Origin of the sequence: Nocardioides pocheonensis (assembly GCF_003725535.1) — a bacterium.
GTDB lineage: Bacteria > Actinomycetota > Actinomycetes > Propionibacteriales > Nocardioidaceae > Marmoricola > Marmoricola pocheonensis.
In genome coordinates this window covers 291,534-315,081 of sequence record NZ_RJSF01000044.1, presented here as the reverse complement: position 1 = coordinate 315,081, position 23,548 = coordinate 291,534, and the positions used below count along the sequence as shown (strand labels likewise).

Here is a 23,548-nt window from a genome sequence, read left to right as displayed (position 1 = left end):
CGTGTGGATGCGCGGGGCGTTCCCGGTCGTGGCGAGCGTCAACCACCCACGGTGGATTGCACCTGGTCGTACGCCGTCTTGAGCTGCTTCATGAACTCGTCAGGGGTCTGACGCCCGGCCACGAGGGTCTGGGTGTTCGACTGGATCACCTGGTAGAAGTTCGGCACTGGCCAGTCGCCGTAGAGCCCGAGGCCATCGGAGGACACCAGCTGGGAGAAGGTCTGGTTCACCATCTTGCCGGTCGGGTCGCTCACGTCGGCGGGATCCGCGTGAAGCGCAACGCCGCCCGCGTTGGCCATGAGGTCCTGGCGCTTCTTGTCCAGGGTCAGACCGATGAAGTCGTAGGCCAGGTCCTTGTTGTCGGCCTTCGTGGGAACGACCCAGATGTTGCCGCCGGAACCGGGATTGATCCCGGAGCCGGGCATCAGGAACTGGCCCCACTTGAACGACTTGATGTTGTCCCGGAAGTCGCCTGCCATCCAGGTGCCGGCGTACGTGATCGGTGCCTTCCCGCTGCGGAACAACGACCAAGCGTCCTCCGGCTTCATGCCGCTCGACTTCTTGTCGATGTAGCCCTTCGCAGTCCAGTCCGCGATCGTCTCAGCCGCCTTGGTCAGCGGGCTGTCCGAGCTGGTGTCGAGCGGCGCCTTCAGGCCGAAGTAGCCGTTCAACCAGCCATGGTCCGCGTACGACAGCGCCAGGCCCCAGAGCAGGTGCTGCGCCGGGTAATCAGCGGCGCTCTCTGCGAGCGGTGTGATCCCCTCGGACTTGAACTTCGCGAAGGCCGCGTCGAGCTCGTCCATGGTCGTCGGCACCTTCACGCCGTACTTGGCGAACATGTCCTCGTTGTAGGCGAAGCTGACGTACTCGCCGTACGACGGGATGCCGTACAGCTTCCCCGGACCCATCAGGCCCTTGCTGTTGTAGGTGCCGACGGTCAGCGCAGATCCGGCGATCTTGTCCCAGCCCTGACTTGACGCCTCCGAGGTGAGGTCGGTGAGCAGGCCCTTGGACGACACCGCGCCGGCGGTGGCGTTGCCCTTGTTGTACTCGAGGAGGTCGGGCGCGTCCTTGGAGTTCAGGATCATCGCCCCGGCATCCTGGATCTGCTGCCAGACCTTCCGCTCGAAGTGAACCTTCACGTTGGGGTGCGCCGCCTTGAAGTCCTTCAGCGCGTCCTGCCAGGCCGCATCCTGAGGGTTCCCGGCGTCCTCGTACCACCACACCGTGAACGTCTTGCCGCTCGCACTGGCTCCGCTCCCGCCACCACAGGCCGCCAAGGCCAGCACCGAGGCAGCGCCAAGTGCGAGCGCGAGGGTACGGCCCCGCCGAATCCTCCTGAACATGTTCGTCCTCCTGTTGACGGCTTCGAATCGACATCCCGACCTGCCATTCGAAACGATGTGTCCAAACGTTTCGACTAAACGTTTCGAGCAACGTAGTGACCGGCGTCACGCCTTGTCAACAGTCCTGCGGTAGGGTCGTTCGAAACGATTGGACCTCGAACGCTGGGCCGCGAGGGACCGGCACTCGAATCGCGCCATCCGACGAGGGGACGAACCACCGACGTGAACACGATGGCTGACGTTGCGCGCAAGGCGGGGGTGTCGCTGAGCACGGTCTCCTACGTGCTCACGGGCGCCCGGCCGGTGTCAGCCGAGACGCGTGCGCGTATCGAGGCCGCGATGGAGGAGCTCCGCTACACGCCCAACGCCTTTGCCCGAGGGCTGCGCGGGCGCCGGAGCAAGATCATCGCGTTGGTGTTCCCCAGTCGAGGCCGCGGGATCGACATCAGCAGCCTCGGCTACATACTCGGCGCCTCCGACCACGCCCAGTCGATGGATTACCACCTCCTGCTGTGGACCACCGAGACCCAGTCGCTAGCCGCCCTGCGCGCTCTCGTCGGGCAGGGGCTCCTCGACGGAGTGCTGCTCATGGAGGTTCGCCTCGATGATCCGCGCATCAGTGTGCTCAACGACGCGGACATCCCGTTCGCCATGATCGGGCACCCCGGCGGAGCGATCGAAGCGGACTGGGTGGACACCGATTTCGACGACTGCGTCCGCGTCGCGATGGAGCATCTCGCCGGCCTTGGCCATCGAAGCATCGCCCTGGTCAACCAGGCTGCGACGGTCGTCGAGACAGGGCTTGGTGGAGCCGTGCGGACCCGGGAGGCGGCCGAACGGGTGGCCGCCGAGCTCGGGCTTGAGCTGGAGGCCGTCGCGTGCGACTCAACTGCAACTGCGGGAAGCGCCTTGATCAACGGTCTGCTCGACGCGAATCCCCGGCTCACCGGCGTGCTCGCCTTCAATGAACAAGCGGCGCCGGGAGTCATGGCCGGCGCGCTCGCTCGCGGCCTGCGTGTCCCTGACGACCTTTCCGTCGTCGCGATCGCGATGTCTGATCAGGCCGCCCTGATGTCCGCCCCGGCCATGACCGCGGTTAGTGCAGACGAGCGCGAGATGGGTCGCCTCGGCGTCGAATTGCTGATCAAGCGCCTCGAGGGCGAGGCCGGACCACACACTCAGAAGCTCTTCGAAGGAGTCCTGAAGTCCCGAGGCACCAGCGGACCGGCTCGCCCACAACGCAATTGACGGGTTCGCCACAAAGCGTGCGGAAAAGCCCGCGCGGGCACCGAGCCGCTCCTCACGGGTGTCCGTTCCGGGCCTCGGTCCCGATCTGAATGCGTTCCGCCGAACGCCGTCCTTGGCACGGGCAACGATGCACCCGGTGATCGACGAGGTCCGTCGAGGCTGTATCCGCCGTGACGCCATTCGATCCGCCCGGCCCGTGCACCCCCGAGGGCGCACGACCCCGCACCCTGGAAAATCCTCCGACGAAAACCTGCCGCGGATTGATCGCCCAAGGCCAGCGCTGCGACATAGGTGACCGAAGAAGCGCCCGCACCTCACCTCAGGAGGCCGCGCCGCAGCAACGGCGACAACCGAACAATAGGAGGCTCTCCAGCCCGCCGGCTCAAGAAGCTGGTCCCGAAATGGACAAAGCCCCGGATCCGAGGACCCGGGGCCAAGCCGCTCACGTGCGCGAGGGGGGAGTTGAACCGTAGGACCACGACGCTCGATCACGCCCGAACCGCCGTCCTGAGCGTGAAACCAGGCTCCCGTTGGCTCCGGTTTCCTCCCGTTGCCTCGGGGGCGTGCACCCCAGGGGTGCACCAGCCGATCTTCAGTTGGACCAGCCCCTGGCTGGTTCAGACCACCGTACTCCGCGGCCTCGGCACGGTCGATTCGAGACGCACCAAGCCCTAGCGGTTCGCGGCATACCAAGCGCTCGGGTTCGCGGCATACCAAGCGCTCGCCTCCAGGCGACTAGGGCGACGGCGACCCGGGTTGGCCGCGCACGATCAGTTTGCGAGGCGGCACTGATAATCCACGACTACAGGGTGTCAGGAGCCTCATGGTCGGCGGCCCGATTGTGTCTCCGCGTACATGTCGCCTGGTGCGCCGGTGCGCCATCGTGGGTTTCCGGCAAAGGCTCCGGTCAGCGCGGGCCGCGTGCCGAACCAAGGAGGCGTCCCTAGATGACTGAAGTCCGGTCAAGTCCCGCAGTCGGGCGAGTGCTGCCGAGCACCGAGGAGGAGTCGGTCGCACTCGTCGACGATCTTTGTCTCCGGTACCGCAACTGGGGCCGGTGGGGTCAGGACGACCAGCGAGGAACACTCAACTTCATCACCGCCGAGGCTCTGATCTATGCCGCCTCGATGATCAGGATCGGGCGAGTCGTGTCGTGCGGCCTACCGTTCAACAGCGACGGTCCTCAGTCCGGCGGTTTCGGCGGCCGCACGAATCCGGTGCATTGGATGTTGCAGGACGGCGGAGACATCGCGCTCGGTGCTCAGGATCACCTTGGCGTGTGTCGCTACACCGACGATGCGGTATCGATGCCGCTGCAGTCGGGCACGCAGTGGGACGCCCTGGCGCACATCTTCTACCGCGGTGAGATGTACAACGGTCACGGTCTGGAGCATGTGACCAGCACTGGAGCGACCCTCAACAGCATCGACCGGATCGCCGACGGAGTTGTCGGCCGCGGCATCCTGCTTGACATCCCCCGTTACCGGGGCGTCGAGTGGCTCGAGGCGGGGCAGTCGATCGACGACGTCGAGCTGGCGGCTTGTGCAACGGCACAGGGTGTCGACGTTCGCTCGGGTGACATCGTCCTAATCCGGACGGGCCAGATCGCGCAAGTGCGGGCAACCGGCAGCTGGGGCGAGTACGACTCTGGGCCGGCGCCGGGGCTCGGGGTCCACGCGGCCCACTGGTTCGTGGAGAACGAGATCGCGGCGCTGGCCGCGGACACCTGGGGCACCGAGGTGCTTCCCAACGACACCCCGGGGATCTTCCAGCCGCTGCACCTGATCCTCCTCGTCAACGCCGGAATGACAATTGGCGAGATCTTCGACTTGGAGGCGCTCGCTCAGACGTGCGCAGAGCTGGGCCGCTACGACTTCTTCTTCTCCGCTCCTCCCCTGCCGATCACCGGTGCCGTTGGGTCCCCGGTCAATCCGCTGGCGATCTTCTGATGAGCGTCTTCCAGGCCGACTCGGTCGAGATCACCATCCTGGTCGAGAACTGGGTCGACATGCTCCTGCCCGACCTCGACCTGGGGGACGGCGGGCACTGCGTCCGCTCGGGGCTGATCGACCACTTCGACTCACGCATGACCCCGCCCCAGGCGGAGAACGGCATCAGCTTGCTCGTCCGCGCGCGCAGCGGCCGGCACGAGTCCGTCGTACTCTTCGACGCAGGTCTGACCGGGACCGTGCTGCTGCACAACCTGCGAGTGCTGGAGGTAGACGCCAGCCAGATCCAGCACGTCGTCATCAGCCACGGGCACCCCGACCACTACGGCGGCCTGTACTCCTTCCTCGACACACTCCACCGGCCCATGCCGGTCTCCACCGGCTCCGGCGCCTTCCTGCCGAGGTACGCCGTGATGGGCGACGGGCGGACCGCGGCGTACTACAACCAGACCTTCACGATCGACGGCGTAGAGCGACGTGGCGGCCTGCCAGTGCTCAGCGGAGGCGCACTTGACCTCGGTTGCGGCATCTACACGACCGGTTTCATCCCGCGCTCCGTGCCGTTCGAGGGCCCGGTCCCGCCTCCGGCTGACCACGCCCCCGGCCTCTATCAAGTGCGCTCCGACGGGACCTACGGTCTGGACGAAGTGCTCGACGAGCAGGGCCTGGTCATCGACGTCAGGGACGCGGGCCTGGTCGTCCTGACGGGCTGCGCCCACGCCGGCGTCCTCAACACCATCGACCGGGCCCGGGAGATCTGCGGTCCGCGTCCGGTCACCGCGGTCCTGGGCGGCTTCCACCTCGGCTTCCCGACGACACCGCGGGAGAACGTCGACCTCACGGCCGCCGGCCTACGCGAGCGCGAGGTCTCCCACGTCGTGCCGATGCACTGCAGCGGCCTGCACACGCACACGGCATTCTCGCGCGAGATGCCCGAGCGCTACGTGCAGCCAGCGGTCGGCACGGTGCTGAGGTTCGGCTTATGAGTGGCACCGGCCCACTACAGGGACTGCGCGTGCTCGCCCTCGAGCAGGCCGTCGCAGCGCCGCTGTGCTCGCGCCACCTCGCCGACCTCGGCGCAGATGTGATCAAGGTCGAACGGCCGGACGGCGGGGACTTCGCCCGCGATTACGACACCTTCGTGGACGGCGTCGCGTCGCACTTCGTGTGGCTCAACTACGGCAAGCGATCAGTCGCGCTGGACCTGAAGTCGACCGAGGGTGCCGCCGCGCTGCGCCGGCTGCTCACGGAGGCGGACGTGTTCATCTCCAACCTCAGTCCGGGAGCGGTCGAGCGCATCGTGTCCGAGCAGGAGCTGGCCGAGATCAACCCCAGGTTGATCACGTGCCAGATCAGCGGCTACGGACCCGACGGCCCTTACCGTGAGCGCAAGGCGTTCGACCTGCTCGTCCAGGGCGAGGCCGGGGTGACGGCCAACACCGGCACGCCCGACGTACCGGCCAAGCCTGGGGTGTCGCTGGCGGACCTCGGCGGCGGCATCTACGCCGCGACCGCAATTCTCGCGGCGCTGCACTCACGTGACGCCACCGGTGTGGGCGAACGCATCCACGTCTCGATGTTCGACGTCCTGGTCGAGTGGATGAGTCCCCTGCTGCTGGCCCACAAAGAAGGCGGGGTCGACATCGAGCCGGCCGGGACGCGGCATGCCACCATCACGCCCTACGGTCCCTTTGTCGCTGCCGACGGCGTCACTGTCAACGTCGCAGTTCAAAACGACCGGCAATGGCGACTGCTGTGCGAGGTTCTGGGACTGGACGACATGGCCGGCGACGACCGGCTGGAGAAGAACTCGGGGCGGCTGGCACACCGCGACGAGGTGGAGGGCGCGGTGGCATCGGCTGTGCGAGGGCAGACGTCCGGCGCGCTCGCCGCAGCCTTTGACCGTGCCGGGATTCCTTGGGGCCGGCTCAACCGAACCGCCGACGTAGTGGCGCACCCGCAGCTCGTGGCGGAGCACCGCTGGCGACCGGTGCAACTGCCCCACGGCGCAACCGCCACGGTCGTCGCGCCGCCGTTCCGCTTCGCCGACCATCGGGCGCAGGAGGTGCCCCGCGTGCCCGCTCTCGGGGAACACACCGGGGAGGGCTTCCATGCACGCACTCGGGAGCACAGCCATGGCTGAATACCTCGTGCGCATCGTCCTCACCCGCCCCTCGGGCATGGACGACGACAGTTGGACCGCCGTGTTGGCCGAGGAGGGAAAGGTCGGGCGTGCCTATCGTGAGCAGGGCACGATCCGCCGGATCTGGCGAGTACCGGGGACGACGGCGAACGTCGGTGTCTGGTCCGCGCCGGACGCCTCCCGCCTACATGAGCTCCTCGCCGATCTGCCGGCCTTCGCCCACATGACGATCCAGGTCGAGGCCCTGGCAGAGCACTATCTCGAGGCAACCCCGTGACCCCGACCGGCGAGGCCGGCGGGGACCTCTCCTGGGCGACCACGTTCCTGTTCGTGCCGGGAGCCCGACCGGACCGATTTGCCCGAGCCGCCGCGTCGGGCGCCGACGTGGTCGTCCTCGACCTCGAGGACGGCGTCGCACCGTCGGAGCGGACGTTTGCGCGGCAGGAAGTCGCCGCGTGGCTCGCCGCCGGCAACGACGCCGTCGTGAGGATCAGCGCGACAGGTACTGAGGACCAAGTGGCCGACCTGGCAGCGCTGGGGGGCACGTCGCCGGCGGTGATGCTGGCCAAGGCGGAGTCCGCCGCGGACGTCGAGGCGGTCACTGCGACGTTGGGACCAGGGACCGAGGTGGTCGCCCTCGTCGAGTCCGCGCGCGGGCTGCTCGGCGCCGGCGCGATCGCGGCCGCGCCGGGAGTGCGCCGGATGGCACTGGGCAACGTCGATCTGGCCAGTGCGCTCGGCGTTGATCCGAATGACCGCACGACGCTGCTAGCGGCCCGGTCGATGCTCGTGCTCGCGTCCTCCGCCGCCGGACTGACAGGGCCGGTCGACGGCGTCACCACGATGATCGACGACGTGGAACTGATTCGGTCGGACGCCGACCACGCCGCGTCGCTGGGCTTTCGCGGCAAGTTGTGCATCCACCCGCGGCAGGTTGCGGCCGCGGCTCAGGGATTCGCCCCGACGGCCGCCCAGGTCGCCTGGGCCGAGCGCGTCGTCGAGACCGGCGCCCAGGGCGGCGCTCGAGCCGTCGACGGCGCGATGGTGGACCGGCCGGTGGAGGTCCGGGCGCGAGATATCCTCTGCCGGGCCCAGCGGCGGCCGGTCAATTGACGACGCCGTGCTCCCCGGCGCGAGCGACGTCGGACAGGAGCAGGGCGGTGCGGGCCTCGACCACAGACCGCGGCGAGCGCAGGTTCAGGCCCGTGAGCGACTCCACTCTCCGGATTCGCTGGCTCACGGTGTTGGGGTGGACCACCAGCAGCTCCGCCGTCGCGGCGCGGTCGAGGTCCGCATCGAGGTAGGCGCGGAGCGTGCGCAGCAGGTCGGTCCCGTGGTCGGCGTCGTAGCGGATGACCGGTCCCACCGTGCGGTCGGCGTAGCGGCGCAACGCGGCAGGCTCGGCGAACTGGAGTAGCGGGCCGGCCGCGCCCAGGTCGTCGAGGGTGACCACACGATCGGATCCTGGCTCCGCCGCCGCGAAGGCGAGGGCACCGCGGGCGGTCCGGTACGCCGCAGCGAGGCCGGCGCCAGCTGGCGGCACCACGGCAACCGTCGACGTCGCTCCCCCATAGGTGGCGGCGATGGCACGACGGAGCACATCCTCCCCCGAGGGAGTCGTGATCTCCGAGGGCCACAGCGCGACCACGACCCCGCGCAACGCCCCGATAAGGGGACGGGGACGCAGGTGGGAGGTCCGGCGGAGCGCCTCGGCGGCCGCTCGTCGTGCCAGCTCCACCGCATCGCGCACCGGCTCGCCTGCCGGACTCACCCCGCGGCCGTGCGCCTCGGCCACGACCACATGATGCTCCGCAGCCAACTGGTGCCCCATCAGGCGAGCGCGTTCGCGGACGGACTTCGCGTTCGGGTCTGCACCGCCGATGAGGTCGATGAGGAGGTCTCCACGCAGCCGGGCCTCCACCGCTGCCGCAGTGCGTTGTCGCAGCACCTCGAGCGCAAGCACCACACAGGCGTGCTCAACGGCCCGGACGCCGAGCGGGTCCAGCCGCCCGGCTTGGCCCGCCAGCCGCACGATCGCGACGACCGTGCCGTCAAGGACGACGTCGGCGACGGCATCGGGACCATCGTCACGGACGAACCGACGCTCACCCACCTCGCGCTGAGGAACCACGACCGGGGCCTCCGGGGCGGGCCGTCGGGCGGGCTCGGTCGCGAGAACCTCGCCGTCGGAGTCGAGCACGGTCACCTCGCAGCCAACGAGCTCGCAGAGGGCCGTGGCGATCCCCGCCACCCCACCGGACTCGGCGGCGATGCGCACGAAGCGGTCGTGGATCTGCTCCGAGCGGACGATCAGCTCGTGCTGCTCACGCAGGTCGTCGAGCACCTGGGCCGACCTGATCGCGATCGCCGCGTGCTCCGCCAGGAGAGCGAGCTGCTCGACCTCCTCGGTGGTGAACTGGTGCACCGCGGACCGGTAGCTGTTCAGGGTGCCGAGGACGCCAGCTGTCGTCACGAGCGGGACGGCGAGGATCGAGCGGTAGCCCTGCTCGCGCGCGACATGGGACCACGACGACACCGGTTCGAGCTCGACGTCGGAAACGCTTGACGGCTTCCCGGAGCGGAACGCCCGGCTGGCCGGCGCGCCACGGGACGCATCGGGTTCCAGCGCGATGGGTCGCGTCTCGTTGATCGTGGCGACGTACTCGCCCGGCAGGCCGCTCGCGGCGGCGATGCGCAAGCTGGTCCCGTCGTCCGAGGGCAGCATGATGCCGCAGAAGTCGAGGTCAAGCAGGTGGCGCGCTGTCTCCGCGACCAACTCGAGAAGCTCAGGCAGGTCGTGTCCAACGTTGACCGCAGCTGTCAGTCCGGAGATGGCTGACAGCCATGACCGGAGGTCCACATCGGGCGGCCGGCTCACTCCCGCGAGTGTAGCGGAGAACACACACAGCCGCCGAACACTGGCGTCGCAGACATTGCTGCCCGCGCGAGCGATTGAGACCGTGATCACACCCCGACGAGAGAGCAGCGATACTCATGAACACGACCGAGACGATCGTCACCGAGCAGGGACCGATGCTGGTCGACTGGGATGTCCCGATCACGATGAGCGACGGGGCGGTGCTGCGCGCCGACGTCTTCCGGCCGGCAGGTGACGTCCAGGCGCCGGTCCTACTGAGCCACGGGCCCTACGGCAAGGGGCTGGCCTTCCAGGAGGGCTACACCTCCGCCTGGGAGCAACTCGTGACCGGTCACCCCGAGGTGGCCGAAGGATCCTCCAATCGATTCCAGAACTGGGAGGTCGCCGACCCCGAGCGCTGGGTGCCGCTGGGCTACGCGTGCGTCCGGGTCGATACCCGCGGGACCGGCCGCTCGCCCGGCTTCCTCGACCCGTTCTCGCCCCAGGAGACCCAGGACCTCTACGACTGCATCGAATGGGCCGGGACGCAGGCCTGGAGCACCGGCAAGGTCGGTCTCTCAGGCATCTCCTACTACGCGATGAACCAGTGGCAGGTGGGCGTCCTGCGACCGCCGCACCTCGCCGCGATCTGCGTGTGGGAGGGCTCCTGCGACCACTATCGCGAGGTCAGCCACCACGGCGGGATTCTCACCACCTTCACCCGCAACTGGTACGAGATGCAGGTCGTATCGGTTCAGCACGGGAACGACCGCGGCCTGGTCAGCGCCGTGACAGGACAGCGCGTGACCGGCGACGACGCACTGGACGAGGACACACTGCGAGCCAACCGCCGCGACTACGGTGCGACCCACCGCGCCCACGCCTTCGACGACGAGTACTACGCCGCCCAAACCCCGGACCTGTCTCTCCTGGAGGTGCCCCTGCTCTCGGCGGGCAACTGGGGCGGAGCCGGCCTTCACCTGCGAGGCAATGTCGAGGGCTTCCTCAACGCGGGCTCCCAGCAGAAGTGGCTGGAGATGCACGGCCTCGGACACTGGGTCGAGTACTACACCAAATACGGGCGGGACCTGCAGCAGCGGTTCTTCGACCATTTCCTCAAGGGCGTCGACAACGGCTGGGACGACCAGCCGCCGATCCTCCTACGCGTTCGCAACGCCGACGGGACGTTCGAGGACCGGACCGCACAGGCGTGGCCCCTGCCGGATACTGAATGGACCGAGTTCTACCTCGACGCCACCAGAGGCGAGCTGACGCCCGGGCTACCGGCCGCGGCGCAGGTGACCTACGACGAGCTGGGTGAGGGCGTCACCTTCGAGCTGGCCACCTCCGATCAGACGCTCGAGATCACCGGCCCCTCCGCGATGACGCTGTACGTCTCGAGCGACACCGACGATGCGGACCTGTTCGTGGTGGTGCGGGTCTTCGACCCGGACGGCTGCGAGGTGACCTTCCCCGGGGCCATCGACCCGAACTCGCCGCCGGCCCAGGGCTGGCTGCGCGCCTCGCACCGAGCGCTCGACCCCGAGCGAAGCCTGCCCTACCGCCCCTTCCATCCCCACCAGGTGCGCGAGCCCCTGGTGCCGGGCGAGGTCTACGAGGTCGATGTCGAGATCTGGCCGACCTCCCTGGTGCTGCCGCCCGGGTACCGCCTGGCAGTGACCGTGCAGGGCCACGACTACGAGTACGCGGACGCCGGGGACCGCACGCTGTCCAACATCCGCGGCAAACTGCGCGGCTCAGGGCCTTTCGTCCACGACGACCCGGTCGACCGCCCCGTCTACGACACGACCGACCCCGCTCCGGCGGCCAAGATCACGCTGCGCACAGGAGGGGAGCACCCGGCGCGCCTCCTCCTCCCGATCATCCCGCGCTGAGCACCAGCCCCGAAGCCTGCGAGGAATCCCCATGCCCATCGCCAGCCCTTTCCCGGACGTCGAGATACCTGAGTGCACCGTGTTCGACTTCCTGTTCGGCGCGATCACCCCGGCCGAGTCCTCTGCACCGGCCATCACCGATGGCAGCACCGGTCTCACCACCTCCTACGGAGACCTGGTCGCCCAGATCGAGGCCGTGGCCGGGGCCTTCGCCGCCCGGGGGCTGCGCATCGGTGACGTGGTGGCACTCCACTCCCCTAACTCGCCGATGTTCGCGGCCGTCTTCCATGGGGTGCTCCGAGCCGGCGGCACGGTGACGACTGTCAACGCTCTCTACACCGCCCAGGACCTCCTCAAGCAACTCCAGGACTCCGGCGCCACGTTCCTGGTCACCGTTTCGCCGTTGTTCGATGCGGCCAGCCGCGCTGCGGCCGAGGCCGGTATCCCCACCCACCGGCTGATCGTCCTCGACGCCATGCCCGGCCACGACGACTTCGCGGCGCTGCTCGCCCAAGGCGCACCGGCACCTCGTGTCGACATCTCGCCCGACCAGGTCGCCGTCCTGCCCTACTCGTCGGGAACGACTGGGGTGCCGAAGGGCGTCATGCTCACCCACCGCAACCTGGTGGCCAACGTGGCGCAAAGCGACGAGGTCATCGGTATCCGACGCGACGACGCGGTGCTCGCCGTCCTTCCCTTCTTCCACGTCTACGGACTGACGGTCCTGCTCAACCTGGCGTTGCGGGCCCGCGCACACCTGGTCACCATGCCGCGCTTCGACCTCGAGGCCTGCCTTCGGCTGATCCAGGACCAACGCCTGACCTATCTCTTCATCGCCCCCCCGGTGGCGGTGGCGCTCGCCAAGAATCCGCTCGTCGAGGACTTCGACCTGACGTCGGTGCACTCGATCTTCTCTGGGGCCGCGCCACTCGACGGTGAGACTGCCGCAGCCGTAGAACGACGCCTCGGCACCCGTGTCCGCCAGGGCTACGGCATGAGCGAACTGAGCCCGGTCAGCCACGTCGTCCCCATCGGACGCGACGACCTCGCGCGCAGCTCGGTCGGCTTCCCCGTGCCCAACACCACCAACAAGCTGGTCGACCCTTCCTCCGGACAGGAGGTGACCCCACCGGACGCGGGAACCTCGGAGCCGGGTGAGTTGTGGGTCAAGGGGCCCAACGTGATGGCGGGCTACCTGAGCAACCCCGAGGCGACGCTCGAGATGATCGACAAGGACGGCTACCTGCACACTGGCGACCTCGCCGTGATCGATGCCGATGGCGCGATCCACGTCGTCGACCGGCTCAAGGAGCTCATCAAGTACAAGGGCTACCAGGTCCCGCCGGCCGAGCTCGAGGCCTTGCTGCTCACCCACCCTGGCGTGCAGGACGCGGCCGTCGTCGGAGCGCAGGATGACAACGGCGAAGAGGTGCCCAAGGCGTTCGTCGTCGTCCGCGAAGGAGCCCACCTGACCGACAGCGACGTCATCGACTACGTCGCTCAGAGGGTGGCGCCGCACAAGAAGGTGCGCCAGGTCGAGTTCCTCGACGCCATCCCGAAGTCCGCCACAGGCAAGATCCTGCGCAAGGACCTCCGTCAGCGCCCAAGCGTCGGCGGTCGGGCATGAGCACCCGGGCCGTCGTGTCGACCGCCAGTGCCGACCCGCGCACGGGCGGGATGAGGAGCGGCGCAGTGAGGCGGTGGTCCCGTTGGGCCGAGCCGGCACTAGTCGTATTGGCGCTGGCCGCCTGTTGGCAGGCGGTATCGGTGTTGGACGTCCTGCCCCGCGAGGACTTCCCTCCGGTCACGGCCATCCTGCAGGCACTCGTCAGCGACCTGCAGACATCCGAGCTCTGGGCCGCGGTCGGCGCGTCGATGGAGGCATGGGTTCTCGGCATGCTCGTGGTTGTGTCTATCGGCGTCCCGGTCGGGATGCTGCTGGGGGCGTCGTCAATCTCCTACCGAATGTCGTACCTGACGCTGGAGTTCGTCCGGACCATCCCGGGCATCGCCGCCCTGCCCATCCTGCTGTTCATTTACGGCATCGGACAGGACCTCACGGTCTCCTTCGTCGTGCTGGCTGCACTCTGGCCGCTCCTGATCCAAGCCATGTACGGGATGCGCGACGTCGACCCCGTCGCCATCGAGACGGCCAAGGTGTACGGCGTCGGCCACATCCGCCGGGTTCTCCTGGTGGATCTGCCCAGTTGTCTGCCGTACCTGTCGACAGGTCTGCGGCTCTCGGGCACCTTCGCTCTCATCTTCGCGATCGCTACCTCGCTGATCGTCGGCGGTGAGGGCCTGGGCGCGGAGATGGCACGGGCCGCGGTCGTTGGAGACCGCCCGCTGCTCTACGCCCGGGTGCTGCTGACAGGACTGATCGGCCTGGTCGTAGCGCTAGGGCTCACCACATTGGAACGACGGACGCTGCGCTGGCACGTGTCACAGAGAGGGGCGCAGTCATGATCAAGAAGCTGATCGGCCCCGCGACGAGCCTCGCCGCCCCAGTCACCCTCGTGGCCGCATGGTGGATCCTCAGCGCCGGCAGCACGTCGCCGTACTTCCTACCGCTATCGGACATCGTCGATGGGTTCCAGCAGACATGGACAACCGAACGAATGGAAGACGACCTGCTGCCGACGGTTCGGGCCTTGGGGGTCGGCTTCGCGGTAGCCGTGGTGACTGGCATCGCCACCGGCGTCGCGCTCGGCCTCTCGGCGCGCGCCCGTCGTGATCTGCGACCCATCACTGAGTTCCTCCGAAGCATGCCCGTAGTGGCCCTGGTGCCTATCGGCCTCGTCGTCCTAGGTCCCGGACAGCGCATGGAGGCGGCACTTGTCGCCTTCGCCGCCACATGGCCCATTCTCGTCTCGACCTCCGACGGCGTGCGCGCCGCCGACCGGGTCATGATCGACACCGCCCGCGTCTACGGCGTGTCAGCGCGCCGGCGCCTCCTCCGGGTGACCATCCCTGCCGCGATGCCGCAGGTCATGGCGGGCGTCCGCATCGCAGTTGCGGCTGCGGTCGGCACCGTGATCGTCGCCAACATGCTGGCTTCAAGCTCCGGCCTCGGCTACCTCGTGATCAGTGCCCAGCAGTCCTTCGACATTCAGGAGACGTGGTCGGGGCTGTTGATGATCGGCCTCGTTGGGTCCGTCCTGACCTGCACCGTCGTGCTCGCGGAGCGCGTGCTGCTCGGGTGGCACCGGCAGTACCGCTCGCTGGAACGGACGGCCCCATGATGCGGGCCTCCGACCGCGACGACCGCCCCACCCCTACCGAAAGCGGGTTCGCCATGCCCATCGCCACCGCCTCCGAGCCGACCTCGGAGCAGAACTCGGCCGCGACCGCGCCGCGGAACGCCCAAGAGCGCCCCGTCGTCCTCGAGGCACGCCACCTCGGCGTGACATACGGACGAGGACGAAGCGCTGTCACAGCGATTGGCGACGTCAGCTTCCAAGCGCGTGCCGGGGAGTTCTTGTCGATCGTCGGACCCTCCGGGTGCGGCAAGACAACGCTGCTCAAGGCGCTGTCGGGACTGCTCCGCCCCACCACGGGGGAGGTCCGCGTCAACGGAACTCCCGCCTCCGGGGTGACCCCGGGTGTCGCCATGGTGTTCCAGGAGTACACCCGGTCCCTGATGCCATGGCAGAAGGTGCGCGCCAACGTCGAGTTCCCCCTGCGCGGCACAGGTCTGCCAAAGCGGGAGTTGGCCGCGCGCGCGGCCAAGGCGTTGTCCGAGGTAGGCCTCGCCGACGTCGGCGACAAGTACCCCTGGCAGTTGTCCGGGGGCATGCAGCAGCGGGTGGCGATCGCCCGCGCCCTCGCCTTCCAGCCCAACGTGCTCCTGATGGACGAGCCCTTCGCTTCCCTGGATGCGCAGGTTCGAGGAGACCTTGAGGACCTCCTGCTCCACGTGCACGCTAGGACCGGCATGACCATCATCCTCGTCACGCACGACATCGACGAGTCGGTCTACTTGGGTGACCGCGTCATCGCTCTCAGCCACCGCCCGACGCGGGTCCGCACCACGATCGATGTCGACCTTCCCCGGCCTCGCGACCAGATCCACACCAAGGCACTGGGCGGCTTCATCGACCTCCGCACGCGTGTGCTGGAGCTCATCGTCGCCGAGCGATCCGTGGACCCCGACTCCTGATCCGACGCTCCACCAACCAAGCCGAGTCGGACACCCACAGCACCGACCTGGTGACCACCCCACGTCCCGAGCTCGGCGGGACACCATCTAACCAAAGAGGACCGACATGTTGACCAGCAGCACCTTCAGGCGGCCGCTCCGAAATCTCGTCGCCATCGCCACAGCACTTCTCCTCGCCCTCGCGGCTACCGCGTGCGGTGGCAACGACACCACCTCGAAGTCCGAGTCGGGTGAGCTCAAGGTCGGCTGGCTGCCGTTCGCCGGGCTGGGGGGGTGGCAGCTCGCCCTCGACAAGGGCTACTTCGAGGACAGCGGGCTGAAGGTCAAGAAGGTCGAGCTCCGCACTCCGGCCGACGTCGTCCCGAACCTGCTCAACGGCACGATCGACTTCAGCGCCCTCAACCCGGGCAACCTCGCCCAGGCACTCGCACAAGGCCTCAAGTTGAAGATCATTGGGACGACCTACATGGTCAACAACGACATGTCGATCCTGTCCATGAAGGACAGCGGCATCACCAAGCCGAAAGACCTCGAGGGCAAGAAGGTTGGCCTCATCCAGCTGCAGAACAACAACCACGCGGCGCTGCTCAAGACCCTAGAGAACGACGGCGTCGACGTGAACTCGATCAAGTTCGTGCTCATCCCGGCGACCGAAATGCCAGCGGCCCTGCGCTCGGGCCAGATCGACGCCGGCCACGTGCTCTACCCGCTGGCGGCGACCATGGCAGGGGAGACCAACACCGTCATCGAGAACATGACAGAGCCCTACGGCGAGCAGCCAGTCCAGGCCTACAACATCGTCTCCGCGAAGTTCGCGGCCGAGAACCCCCAGCTCGTCGACAAACTGCGCTCGGTCCTGGCCCGCGGCAACCAGTTGGCGAGCAGCGACAAGGAAGCCCTGATTACCGCTATCGCCGAGATCACCGGCGCGCCAGAGGGACTCATCCGAACCTCCAAACTTCCTGCGTTCGGCACCGACCTGAAGATCGAGTCGTCCCAGCATGAGCTCGAGCTGATGACCAAGTACGGGTTCCTCAAGGACCCCGTCAAGCTCGCGGACTACGTCGATGAGTCGTGACCACCAGCCCAAGGGCCAACTCACGGGCCGCACCGTGCTCATGTCCGGCGGTAGCCGCGGCATCGGCCTGGCGATCGGGATCGCCGCCGCCCGGGAGGGCGCAAACGTCGCCCTCCTCGCGAAGACCGATACGCCCGACCCCCGCCTGACCGGAACCGTCCATTCGGCTGCCGAGCAGATCCGAGCAGCAGGCGGGAAGGCGCTGGCCATCGTGGGCGACGTCCGGGATGAAAGCTGCGTCGAACGAGCGGTGAGCGAGACTGTCGAGCAGTTCGGAGGAATCGATGTCTGCATCAACAACGCCTCCGCTCTCGCCATCGCTGGCACCGCTGACCTGCCGCTCAAACGCTTCGACCTGATGATGCAGATCCAACTGCGAGGCACCTACCTGTTCACCCGAGCGGCCTTGCCCTACCTCCTCGCGAGTGACAACCCGCACATCCTGTCGCTAGCACCCCCACTGAACTTCAACCCCGCATGGCTCGGCAGGCACCCCGCCTACACCATGGCGAAATACGGGATGACGATCCTCACCCTCGGATGGGCGACCGAGTACGCCCCCCAGGGCGTGGCGGCCAACTGCCTGTGGCCCGAGACGATCATCGCCACGGCGGCCGTCGAGAACCTCCTCGGTGGCCAGGCGGCGATGGCGCGTGCCCGTACACCAGACATCGTGGCTGACGCGGCTGTGGAGATCCTGCAGCGCCCTGCCAGCCATTGCACCGGCCGGACGCTGCTGGATGTCGAGGTGCTCAGGGACGCCGGCGTCACCGACTTCACGAAGTACGGGGCCGAACACGAGCTGGAACTCGACATCTTCGTCGACGGACCCCGTTGAAGCCGACCCGTTCGACAGAACTCGCCGAGGAAGATGACGAATGAGCCAAGTGCACGTCCAGCTCGACCAGCGCGAGCTCGCTGTCCCCCTCGACAGCCTTCTCGCCAACGCCAGCCGTCTCGGGGTGCCCGACGTGCTGCCGGGCGCCGCGCTACTCCGATGGGCTGCGGCATTGGCGCGGCGACCACGGACGACCGGCGGCCGGCTAGCGGACCTGGCCGCGGAACTCACCCGCGTTATCGCCGGCACCTCCACCATCTCCGCGTCCAGTCGCGACCGTCGCTTCTCCGATCCCGCCTGGACCGACAACGGCCTGCTGCGCCGTACCGTTCAGGCCTACCTGGCCGCAGCGGAGAAGGCGCTGCAACTGGTCGACGACGCCGAGCTCGAGGAGCGTGCTCAGAAGCGTGTGCGGCTCTTCGTCGAGAACCTCGTGGACGCACTCGCGCCATCCAACAACATGCTCTTGAACCCCGTGGCGCTCAAGGAAGTCGTCAACACCGGCGGCGCGAACCTCGGGCGGGGTCTGCGCAACCTCCTGCACGATCTGTCCAGCCGGCCGCGCGTCCCGAGCATGGTGGACAGTAGCCAGTTCGCGGTCGGCACCAACATCGGCGCCACCAAGGGATCGGTCGTCCTGCGGACGCCGGTTCTCGAGCTCATCCAGTACGCCCCGATCACCGAGCAGGTGCGGGAAGTGCCGTTGCTCATGGTCCCGCCGACGATCAACAAGTACTACGTGCTTGACCTCGCGCCGGGGCGCAGCTACGTGGAGTTCCTGCTCGGTCAAGGACAGCAGGTCTTCATGATCTCCTGGCGCAACCCCACGGCTCGACACGCCGACTGGAACCTCGACACCTACATCCACGGTGCCCTGGAGGCGATGGACGCCGCGCGAGAGATCGCCGGCATCGAACGCGTTGGACTCCACGGCACGTGCTCGGGAGGAATCGTCGCGTCTATGGCCGCGGCGCACCTGGCGGGAACCGGTCGCGGTGGGGAACTTGCCTCGCTGACCCTGGCGGTCACAGTCCTCGACCAGGCGGGTGCAGGGACCGCGCAGGCGCTGGTCGATCACAAGCGGGCTGCTGCAGCGGCGGCCCTCTCCAAGCGTGTGGGCTATCTCGACGGCGCGGTCCTTGCCGAGGTGTTCGCTTGGCTGCGGCCCAACGACCTGATTTGGAATTACTGGGTCAACAACTACCTGCTCGGGCAGAAGCCGCCGGCGTTCGACATCTTGTTCTGGAACTCTGACACGACCCGGATGCCGGCACAGCTGCACCGCGACTTCTTGGAGCTCTCCCTAGCCAACAAGCTGGTCACCGCCGGCGACGCGACCGCGCTCGGCGTCCCGGTCGACCTCAGCAAGATCACGGCGGACGCCTTCATCGTCGGCGGGCGCACCGACCACATCACCCCATGGCAGAACTGCTACCGATCTACTGCACTCCTCGGCGGCAAGACGGAGTTCGTGCTGTCCACCAGCGGGCACATTGCGGCGCTCGTCAACCCGCCGACGAATGCCAAAGCCAGCTTCCAGACCTCAGCCCACCAGCCGACCTCCCCCGCCGAGTTCGTCGCATCCGCCGAAACCCGGCCAGGCAGTTGGTGGCCCCACTACGCCCAGTGGCTCGCCGCCCGCTCTGGGAAGATGGGGCCGGCGCCCCCGACCCTGGGGACACCACGATTTCGCCCGCTGATCGACGCCCCTGGCAGCTACGTGCTCGACACATGAGCTCAGAGAACCTCGCCGCGATTCGTACGGTACGGATCCGAGGCGCACACGTCAGGGTCTCGGTCCGAGGCCTCACCAACGGCGAACCACTACTGCTCATCATGGGTATCGGCGCCAGCCTCGAACTGTGGCGAGACTTCGAAAGCCAGATGGTCTCGCGCGGATTCCGGGTCATCACCTTCGACCTGCCCGGTGCCGGGGCCACGCCGGCGGTCTTCCCTCCCAGAAGGATGCGAGGCCTGGCGCGCATCGCGGTCGGCGTCCTTGACGACCTCCAAATCGACCGTGCGCACGTCCTCGGCATCTCCTTCGGCGGGTTCGTCGCCCAAGAGTTCGCCAGACGCGCTCCGACGCGACTCCACCGGCTCGTCCTGGCGGCCACCGGCCCCGGAATAGGAGGCCCCCCTGGCAAGCCTTCGGCACTGGTGCACATGCTCACCCCGCTGCGGTACTGGTCGCCCTCTTACGCGAGCCGCGTCGCCAGCAACCTCTACGGCGGACGAGCACGGCTCGACCCGGCTCGCGAGGGTTCGCTGGTCGCCGGCTTCCAACGGCCGCCGTCATGGTGGGGCTACTTCGGGCAGCTGTGCGCCGTCGTCGGGTGGAGCAGTGTGCCTTGGCTACGCAAGCTGGAAGCGCGCACACTCGTGATTACGGGGGGTGACGACCCCATCGCTCGGCCAGTCAACGGCCGAATTCTCGCGTCACTCATCCCCCAAGCCCAGCTCCGAGTGATCGACGGAGCCGGCCACCTGTTCCTCCTCGACGAGAGCCACGCAGCGGCCGCACTCGTCGAGGACTTTCTGCGCGACGCGTGAGAACCCAGCCGTCACTCAGGACCCAGATCGAACGATCAGAGTTTCACGGTGGCGCTGGCGCGCTTCCACAACCTCCGGGGTGGACGGAGACTCACTCGTCAACCACGAGGCATGCCGCTTACGCGCCTCCTCCGCCACCAAGCGTGCTGGCAAAGCCTGCCCTGTCACCGGCTCGGGAGACATGCACCCCGATGGGTGCCCGTAGCTGCGGGATTCTTCAGAAAGTTGAAGCGGATTGATCGCCCGCGGGCACCGCGACAACTTAGGTGACTGAGACGGCCACACACCCGAGAGGAGCGAGCGACGCCGCGGCAACGGCGACAACCGAATACCGCGAGGCATTCCAAGTGACCGTTCCAAGGAGCCGCACCGAAATACGGACGAAGCCCCGGATACAAGGACCCGGGGCTACTCACGTGCGCGAGGGGGGAGTTGAACCCCCACGCCCTTTCGGGCACACGGACCTGAACCGTGCGCGTCTGCCTATTCCGCCACTCGCGCGTGAAGCGGGCTCAGGCTATCCCAGACCCGTCCGGCCTCCCAAACCGCCCCGCCACGGCGCGCGAACCGGCCGTGCGCGTCCCTATACGATCGGCGGGACGTCCGGATCAGCGCACGTGGAGCCGGCACCAGCATGCAGCACGAGCGAACAGCGGACCGAGAGCACACCCGAGCAGACCAAGAGCAGACCGAGACCGGACACGGCACGAGGAGGAGGCGGCGTGGGAGGCCTGCAGCGCTTCGAGCAGAAGCTCGAGCAGCTCATCTCCGGCGTCTTCGCGCGCACCTTCCGCAGTGCCGTGCAGCCCGTCGAGATCTCCGCCGCGCTGGCGCGCGAGGTCGACAACACGGCCCAGATCCTCAGCCGCGACCGGCGGATCGTGCCCAACGACTTCCACGTGGAGCTGTCCGCCCCCGACCTGGAACGCCTCGAGGGTCTCGGCCCGACGCTCCACCAGGAGCTGGTCGCGATGCTCAAGGAGCACGCCGCCGGCCAGTCCTACGTGTTCACCGGGCCGGTGACGATCAGCCTCGAGCAGGCCGACGACCTCACCACCGGGCGCTTCCGCGTCCGCAGCAAGGCGGTCGCCCGGGTCAGCCAGGCCGGTCCGGACCCGACCGAGACACAGGTACGCCGGGCCACGGCGATCGTCGAGATCAACGGTGAGCGGCTGCCGCTCTCGGCTCCCGGCGTGGTCGTCGGGCGCGGCAACGACGCCGACCTGCGGGTCAACGACCCCGGCGTCTCCCGCCGGCACGCGGAGTTCCGGGTCGCCGAGGACGCCAACGGGCCGCGGGTGAGCGTCCACGACCTCGGCTCCACCAACGGCGTGCTGGTCAACGGCCGCAAGGTCGAGGACGCCACCCTCACCGACGGCGCCGTGATCCGGATCGGCAACACCACCTTGACCTTCCACCAGAGGACCGACGCCTGATGTCCGAGCTCACGCTGGTGCTGATCCGGTTCGCCTACCTGGCGATCCTCTGGATCTTCGTGCTCTCGGCGATCTCCGTGATCCGCTCGGACATGTTCGGCGCGCGCGTCGCCCGCGAGGGCGGCCGACCCGAGCGCCGCGCGGCGAAGACGGCCGCCAAGACCCGCACGAAGCCGGCGAAGCCGCGGCGCGGCACCCCGACGGCGGTGGCGATCGTCGAGGGCGGTAACAAGGGTGAGGTGATCTCGCTCGACAAGGCGCCGCTGCTGATCGGCCGCGGCAACGACGCCGCGATCCGCCTCGACGACGACTACGTCTCCACCCGGCACGCCCGCATCGGCAGCTCCGGCGACCAGTGGTATGTCGAGGACCTCGGCTCCACCAACGGCACCTACGTGGGCAGCAGCCGGATCTCCCAGCCCACCGCGATCTCGCTGGGCACCCAGATCCGGATCGGCAAGTCCATCCTGGAGCTGCGCAAGTGACTTCCCAGACGAGCCCGGGGAGCGGCCCGGACAGCGGTGCCGACGCGACCACCGGCGCCGCGACCGGAGCCGCGCTGCACCTCGAGTTCGCCGCCCTGTCCGACGTCGGCCGCGTGCGCCGCGACAACCAGGACTCCGGGTACGCCGGCCCGAACCTGCTCGTGATCGCCGACGGGGTGGGCGGCGCGGCCCGCGGCGACATCGCCAGCAGCGCCGCGGTCGACGCGATCAAGAAGCTCGACGTACCTCCCGGGGACGACGCGCTCAGCGCGCTCTCGGCGACGATCCACCTCGCCCACGACCGGCTCGCCGAGATCGTCGAGGCGCACCCCGAGCTCGAGGGCACCAGCACCACCGTCACCGCCGCGGTCTTCGACGGCACCGAGCTGCAGGTCGGCCACGTCGGCGACAGCCGCGGCTACCTCCTCCACGGCGGCATCCTGCGCAGCCTCACCACCGACCACACCCTGGTCCAGAGCCTGGTCGACGAAGGCCGGATCACCGAGCAGGAGGCGCGGGTCCACCCGCACCGCAACCTGATCCTCAAGGCCGTCGACGGCGTGCACGAGCCCGACCCCGACCTGTTCTCCGTCCCGGTCGAGACCGGCGACCGCGTGCTGCTGTGCTCGGACGGGTGCTCGGGCGTGCTCGAGCCGGAGACGATGGCGCAGCTGCTCACCGGTGCGCCGCTCGACGAGGCGGCCGGTGCGCTCGTGCGCGCCGCGCTCGAGGCGGGCAGCTCCGACAACGTGACCGTGGTCCTCGCCGAGGTGTGCGACGGTGAGGCCGTCCCCGCACCCCCGGCCGTGGTCGGAGCGGCGGCCACGTTGCCGCACCGTCAGCTCACCAACGACGCGACCGGCAACCTCAACGAGACCGACCTGACCGGTCTCGAGGACGAGGAGCTCGGCGGCCTCGACCCGGAGGAGCTCCGCTACGCCCCACGGCCACCGCGCCGCTTCGGGTGGGCGCGACGGCTCGCGGTGCTCGCCGTGCTCGTGCTGCTCCTCGGGCTCGGCGCGGGAGCGTTGTACTCCTGGTCGCAGGGGCAGTACTACGTCTCCGACGACGGCGGCACCGTGGTGATCTTCAAGGGCGTCAAGGCCGAGCTGCCCGGCGTACGCACGCACCGGGTGGCCGAGCGGACGGGTCTCACCCTCGCCGAGCTCGAGTCCTACGACGCCGGCCGCGTGCGCAGCGGCATCAGCGCCGAGGGCCTCGGCGACGCGCGCCGGATCATCGCCGACCTCAAGGTGAGCTGCCCGACGCCCACCCCGACCCCCACGCCGACCCCCGCCCCGACCCCGGCCGCGACGGCCCCGGCAGGGAAGAAGAGCGCGGGCGCGACGACACCGCCGCCCAGCCCGACGACGGCGCCGACGACCCCGCCCAGCACGCCGGCGACGACCCCGAGCAGCAGCCCGAGCAACCTCCTCGCCGACCCCTGCGCGACCGCCACCCCGGCACCGACGGCGGGCGCCACCACGCCGGCGACCACACCGGCCCCCACGACGCCCGGAGCCACGCCGTGAGCTCGCCGCGCGCGTCCGTGCGCACCGGC

At 68.5% G+C, this 23,548-nt stretch carries 20 protein-coding genes and 1 tRNA gene; 18 read left to right on the top strand and 3 right to left on the bottom strand.

Annotation, left to right across the window (positions count from 1 at the left end; translation table 11 throughout):
• Nucleotides 1-38 precede the first annotated feature (38 nt).
• Nucleotides 39-1,346: an ABC transporter substrate-binding protein gene (locus EFL26_RS18725; RefSeq protein WP_123224408.1), complete on the bottom strand. Its 1,308-nt coding sequence runs from the start codon at nt 1,344-1,346 to the stop codon at nt 39-41.
• A 231-nt stretch (nt 1,347-1,577) separates the two neighbouring features.
• Here EFL26_RS18725 and EFL26_RS18720 point away from each other — a divergent pair, with 231 nt between their 5' ends.
• From EFL26_RS18720 to EFL26_RS18695, 6 genes are all read left to right on the top strand, one after another.
• Nucleotides 1,578-2,594 carry a LacI family DNA-binding transcriptional regulator gene (locus EFL26_RS18720; RefSeq protein ID WP_246000291.1) on the top strand — a complete coding sequence of 339 codons (1,017 nt, stop codon included), beginning with the start codon at nt 1,578-1,580 and terminating at the stop codon, nt 2,592-2,594.
• Between the two features lie 947 nt (nt 2,595-3,541).
• Nucleotides 3,542-4,543, top strand: coding sequence for a cyclase family protein (locus EFL26_RS18715; RefSeq protein WP_123224406.1), 1,002 nt, complete (start codon nt 3,542-3,544; stop codon nt 4,541-4,543).
• Entirely contained in the window at nt 4,543-5,529 is a 987-nt protein-coding gene (locus EFL26_RS18710) for an MBL fold metallo-hydrolase (RefSeq protein WP_123224405.1), read from the top strand. The genes EFL26_RS18715 and EFL26_RS18710 overlap by 1 nt, the downstream gene beginning before the upstream one ends.
• Nucleotides 5,526-6,686, top strand: a complete 1,161-nt coding sequence (locus tag EFL26_RS18705) for a CaiB/BaiF CoA transferase family protein (protein WP_123224404.1) — start codon at nt 5,526-5,528, stop codon at nt 6,684-6,686. The genes EFL26_RS18710 and EFL26_RS18705 overlap by 4 nt, the downstream gene beginning before the upstream one ends.
• The gene (locus tag EFL26_RS18700; RefSeq protein WP_123224403.1) at nt 6,679-6,963 is read left to right on the top strand and encodes a muconolactone Delta-isomerase; all 285 of its coding nucleotides are present in this window, start codon (nt 6,679-6,681) and stop codon (nt 6,961-6,963) included. The genes EFL26_RS18705 and EFL26_RS18700 overlap by 8 nt, the downstream gene beginning before the upstream one ends.
• Nucleotides 6,960-7,799: an HpcH/HpaI aldolase/citrate lyase family protein gene (locus EFL26_RS18695; protein WP_123224402.1), complete on the top strand. Its 840-nt coding sequence runs from the start codon at nt 6,960-6,962 to the stop codon at nt 7,797-7,799. The genes EFL26_RS18700 and EFL26_RS18695 overlap by 4 nt, the downstream gene beginning before the upstream one ends.
• Here EFL26_RS18695 and EFL26_RS18690 read toward each other — a convergent pair.
• Nucleotides 7,792-9,546 (bottom strand): helix-turn-helix domain-containing protein, encoded by a 1,755-nt coding sequence (locus tag EFL26_RS18690; protein ID WP_281273818.1) that lies wholly within the window; start codon nt 9,544-9,546, stop codon nt 7,792-7,794. The two genes, EFL26_RS18695 and EFL26_RS18690, sit on opposite strands and share 8 nt — an antisense overlap.
• Nucleotides 9,547-9,680: 134 nt before the next feature.
• On the opposite strand from EFL26_RS18690, the gene EFL26_RS18685 reads away from it, so the two are divergent.
• The 9 genes from EFL26_RS18685 to EFL26_RS18645 all read left to right on the top strand — a co-directional run bounded on the left by EFL26_RS18685 (nt 9,681) and on the right by EFL26_RS18645 (nt 20,066).
• Nucleotides 9,681-11,438, top strand: coding sequence for a CocE/NonD family hydrolase (locus EFL26_RS18685; protein WP_221177029.1), 1,758 nt, complete (start codon nt 9,681-9,683; stop codon nt 11,436-11,438).
• Nucleotides 11,439-11,469: 31 nt separating this feature from the next.
• On the top strand, nt 11,470-13,065 hold the full coding sequence (locus EFL26_RS18680) for an AMP-binding protein (RefSeq protein ID WP_123224400.1): 1,596 nt from the start codon (nt 11,470-11,472) through the stop codon (nt 13,063-13,065).
• 140 nt (nt 13,066-13,205) lie between these two features.
• Entirely contained in the window at nt 13,206-13,904 is a 699-nt protein-coding gene (locus EFL26_RS18675) for an ABC transporter permease (RefSeq protein ID WP_183408258.1), read from the top strand.
• Entirely contained in the window at nt 13,901-14,680 is a 780-nt protein-coding gene (locus tag EFL26_RS18670) for an ABC transporter permease (protein ID WP_123224398.1), read from the top strand. The genes EFL26_RS18675 and EFL26_RS18670 overlap by 4 nt, the downstream gene beginning before the upstream one ends.
• Nucleotides 14,681-14,841: 161 nt before the next feature.
• Nucleotides 14,842-15,597: an ABC transporter ATP-binding protein gene (locus tag EFL26_RS18665; RefSeq protein WP_425464119.1), complete on the top strand. Its 756-nt coding sequence runs from the start codon at nt 14,842-14,844 to the stop codon at nt 15,595-15,597.
• Nucleotides 15,598-15,703: 106 nt separating this feature from the next.
• On the top strand, nt 15,704-16,675 hold the full coding sequence (locus EFL26_RS18660) for an ABC transporter substrate-binding protein (protein WP_123224397.1): 972 nt from the start codon (nt 15,704-15,706) through the stop codon (nt 16,673-16,675).
• Nucleotides 16,665-17,513 (top strand): SDR family oxidoreductase, encoded by an 849-nt coding sequence (locus EFL26_RS18655; RefSeq protein WP_123224396.1) that lies wholly within the window; start codon nt 16,665-16,667, stop codon nt 17,511-17,513. Before EFL26_RS18660 ends, EFL26_RS18655 begins: the two co-directional genes overlap by 11 nt.
• Before the next feature lie 40 nt (nt 17,514-17,553).
• A complete protein-coding gene (locus EFL26_RS18650; protein ID WP_123224395.1) occupies nt 17,554-19,248 on the top strand; it encodes a PHA/PHB synthase family protein in 1,695 nt (564 codons plus the stop codon).
• Nucleotides 19,245-20,066: an alpha/beta fold hydrolase gene (locus EFL26_RS18645; protein WP_123224394.1), complete on the top strand. Its 822-nt coding sequence runs from the start codon at nt 19,245-19,247 to the stop codon at nt 20,064-20,066. Before EFL26_RS18650 ends, EFL26_RS18645 begins: the two co-directional genes overlap by 4 nt.
• A gap of 417 nt (nt 20,067-20,483) precedes the next feature.
• Here EFL26_RS18645 and EFL26_RS18640 read toward each other — a convergent pair.
• A tRNA-Leu gene (locus tag EFL26_RS18640) sits at nt 20,484-20,567 on the bottom strand.
• 221 nt (nt 20,568-20,788) lie between these two features.
• Here EFL26_RS18640 and EFL26_RS24345 point away from each other — a divergent pair.
• From EFL26_RS24345 to EFL26_RS18625, 3 genes are read left to right on the top strand one after another with little or no spacing between them, the layout of a single operon-like run.
• Complete coding sequence (locus tag EFL26_RS24345) at nt 20,789-21,502, top strand: FHA domain-containing protein (RefSeq protein WP_183408257.1); 714 nt, start codon at nt 20,789-20,791, stop codon at nt 21,500-21,502.
• Nucleotides 21,502-21,987, top strand: coding sequence for an FHA domain-containing protein FhaB/FipA (locus EFL26_RS18630; RefSeq protein WP_123224392.1), 486 nt, complete (start codon nt 21,502-21,504; stop codon nt 21,985-21,987). Before EFL26_RS24345 ends, EFL26_RS18630 begins: the two co-directional genes overlap by 1 nt.
• The gene (locus EFL26_RS18625; protein WP_183408256.1) at nt 21,984-23,519 is read left to right on the top strand and encodes a PP2C family protein-serine/threonine phosphatase; all 1,536 of its coding nucleotides are present in this window, start codon (nt 21,984-21,986) and stop codon (nt 23,517-23,519) included. The genes EFL26_RS18630 and EFL26_RS18625 overlap by 4 nt, the downstream gene beginning before the upstream one ends.
• Nucleotides 23,520-23,548: the final 29 nt, after the last annotated feature.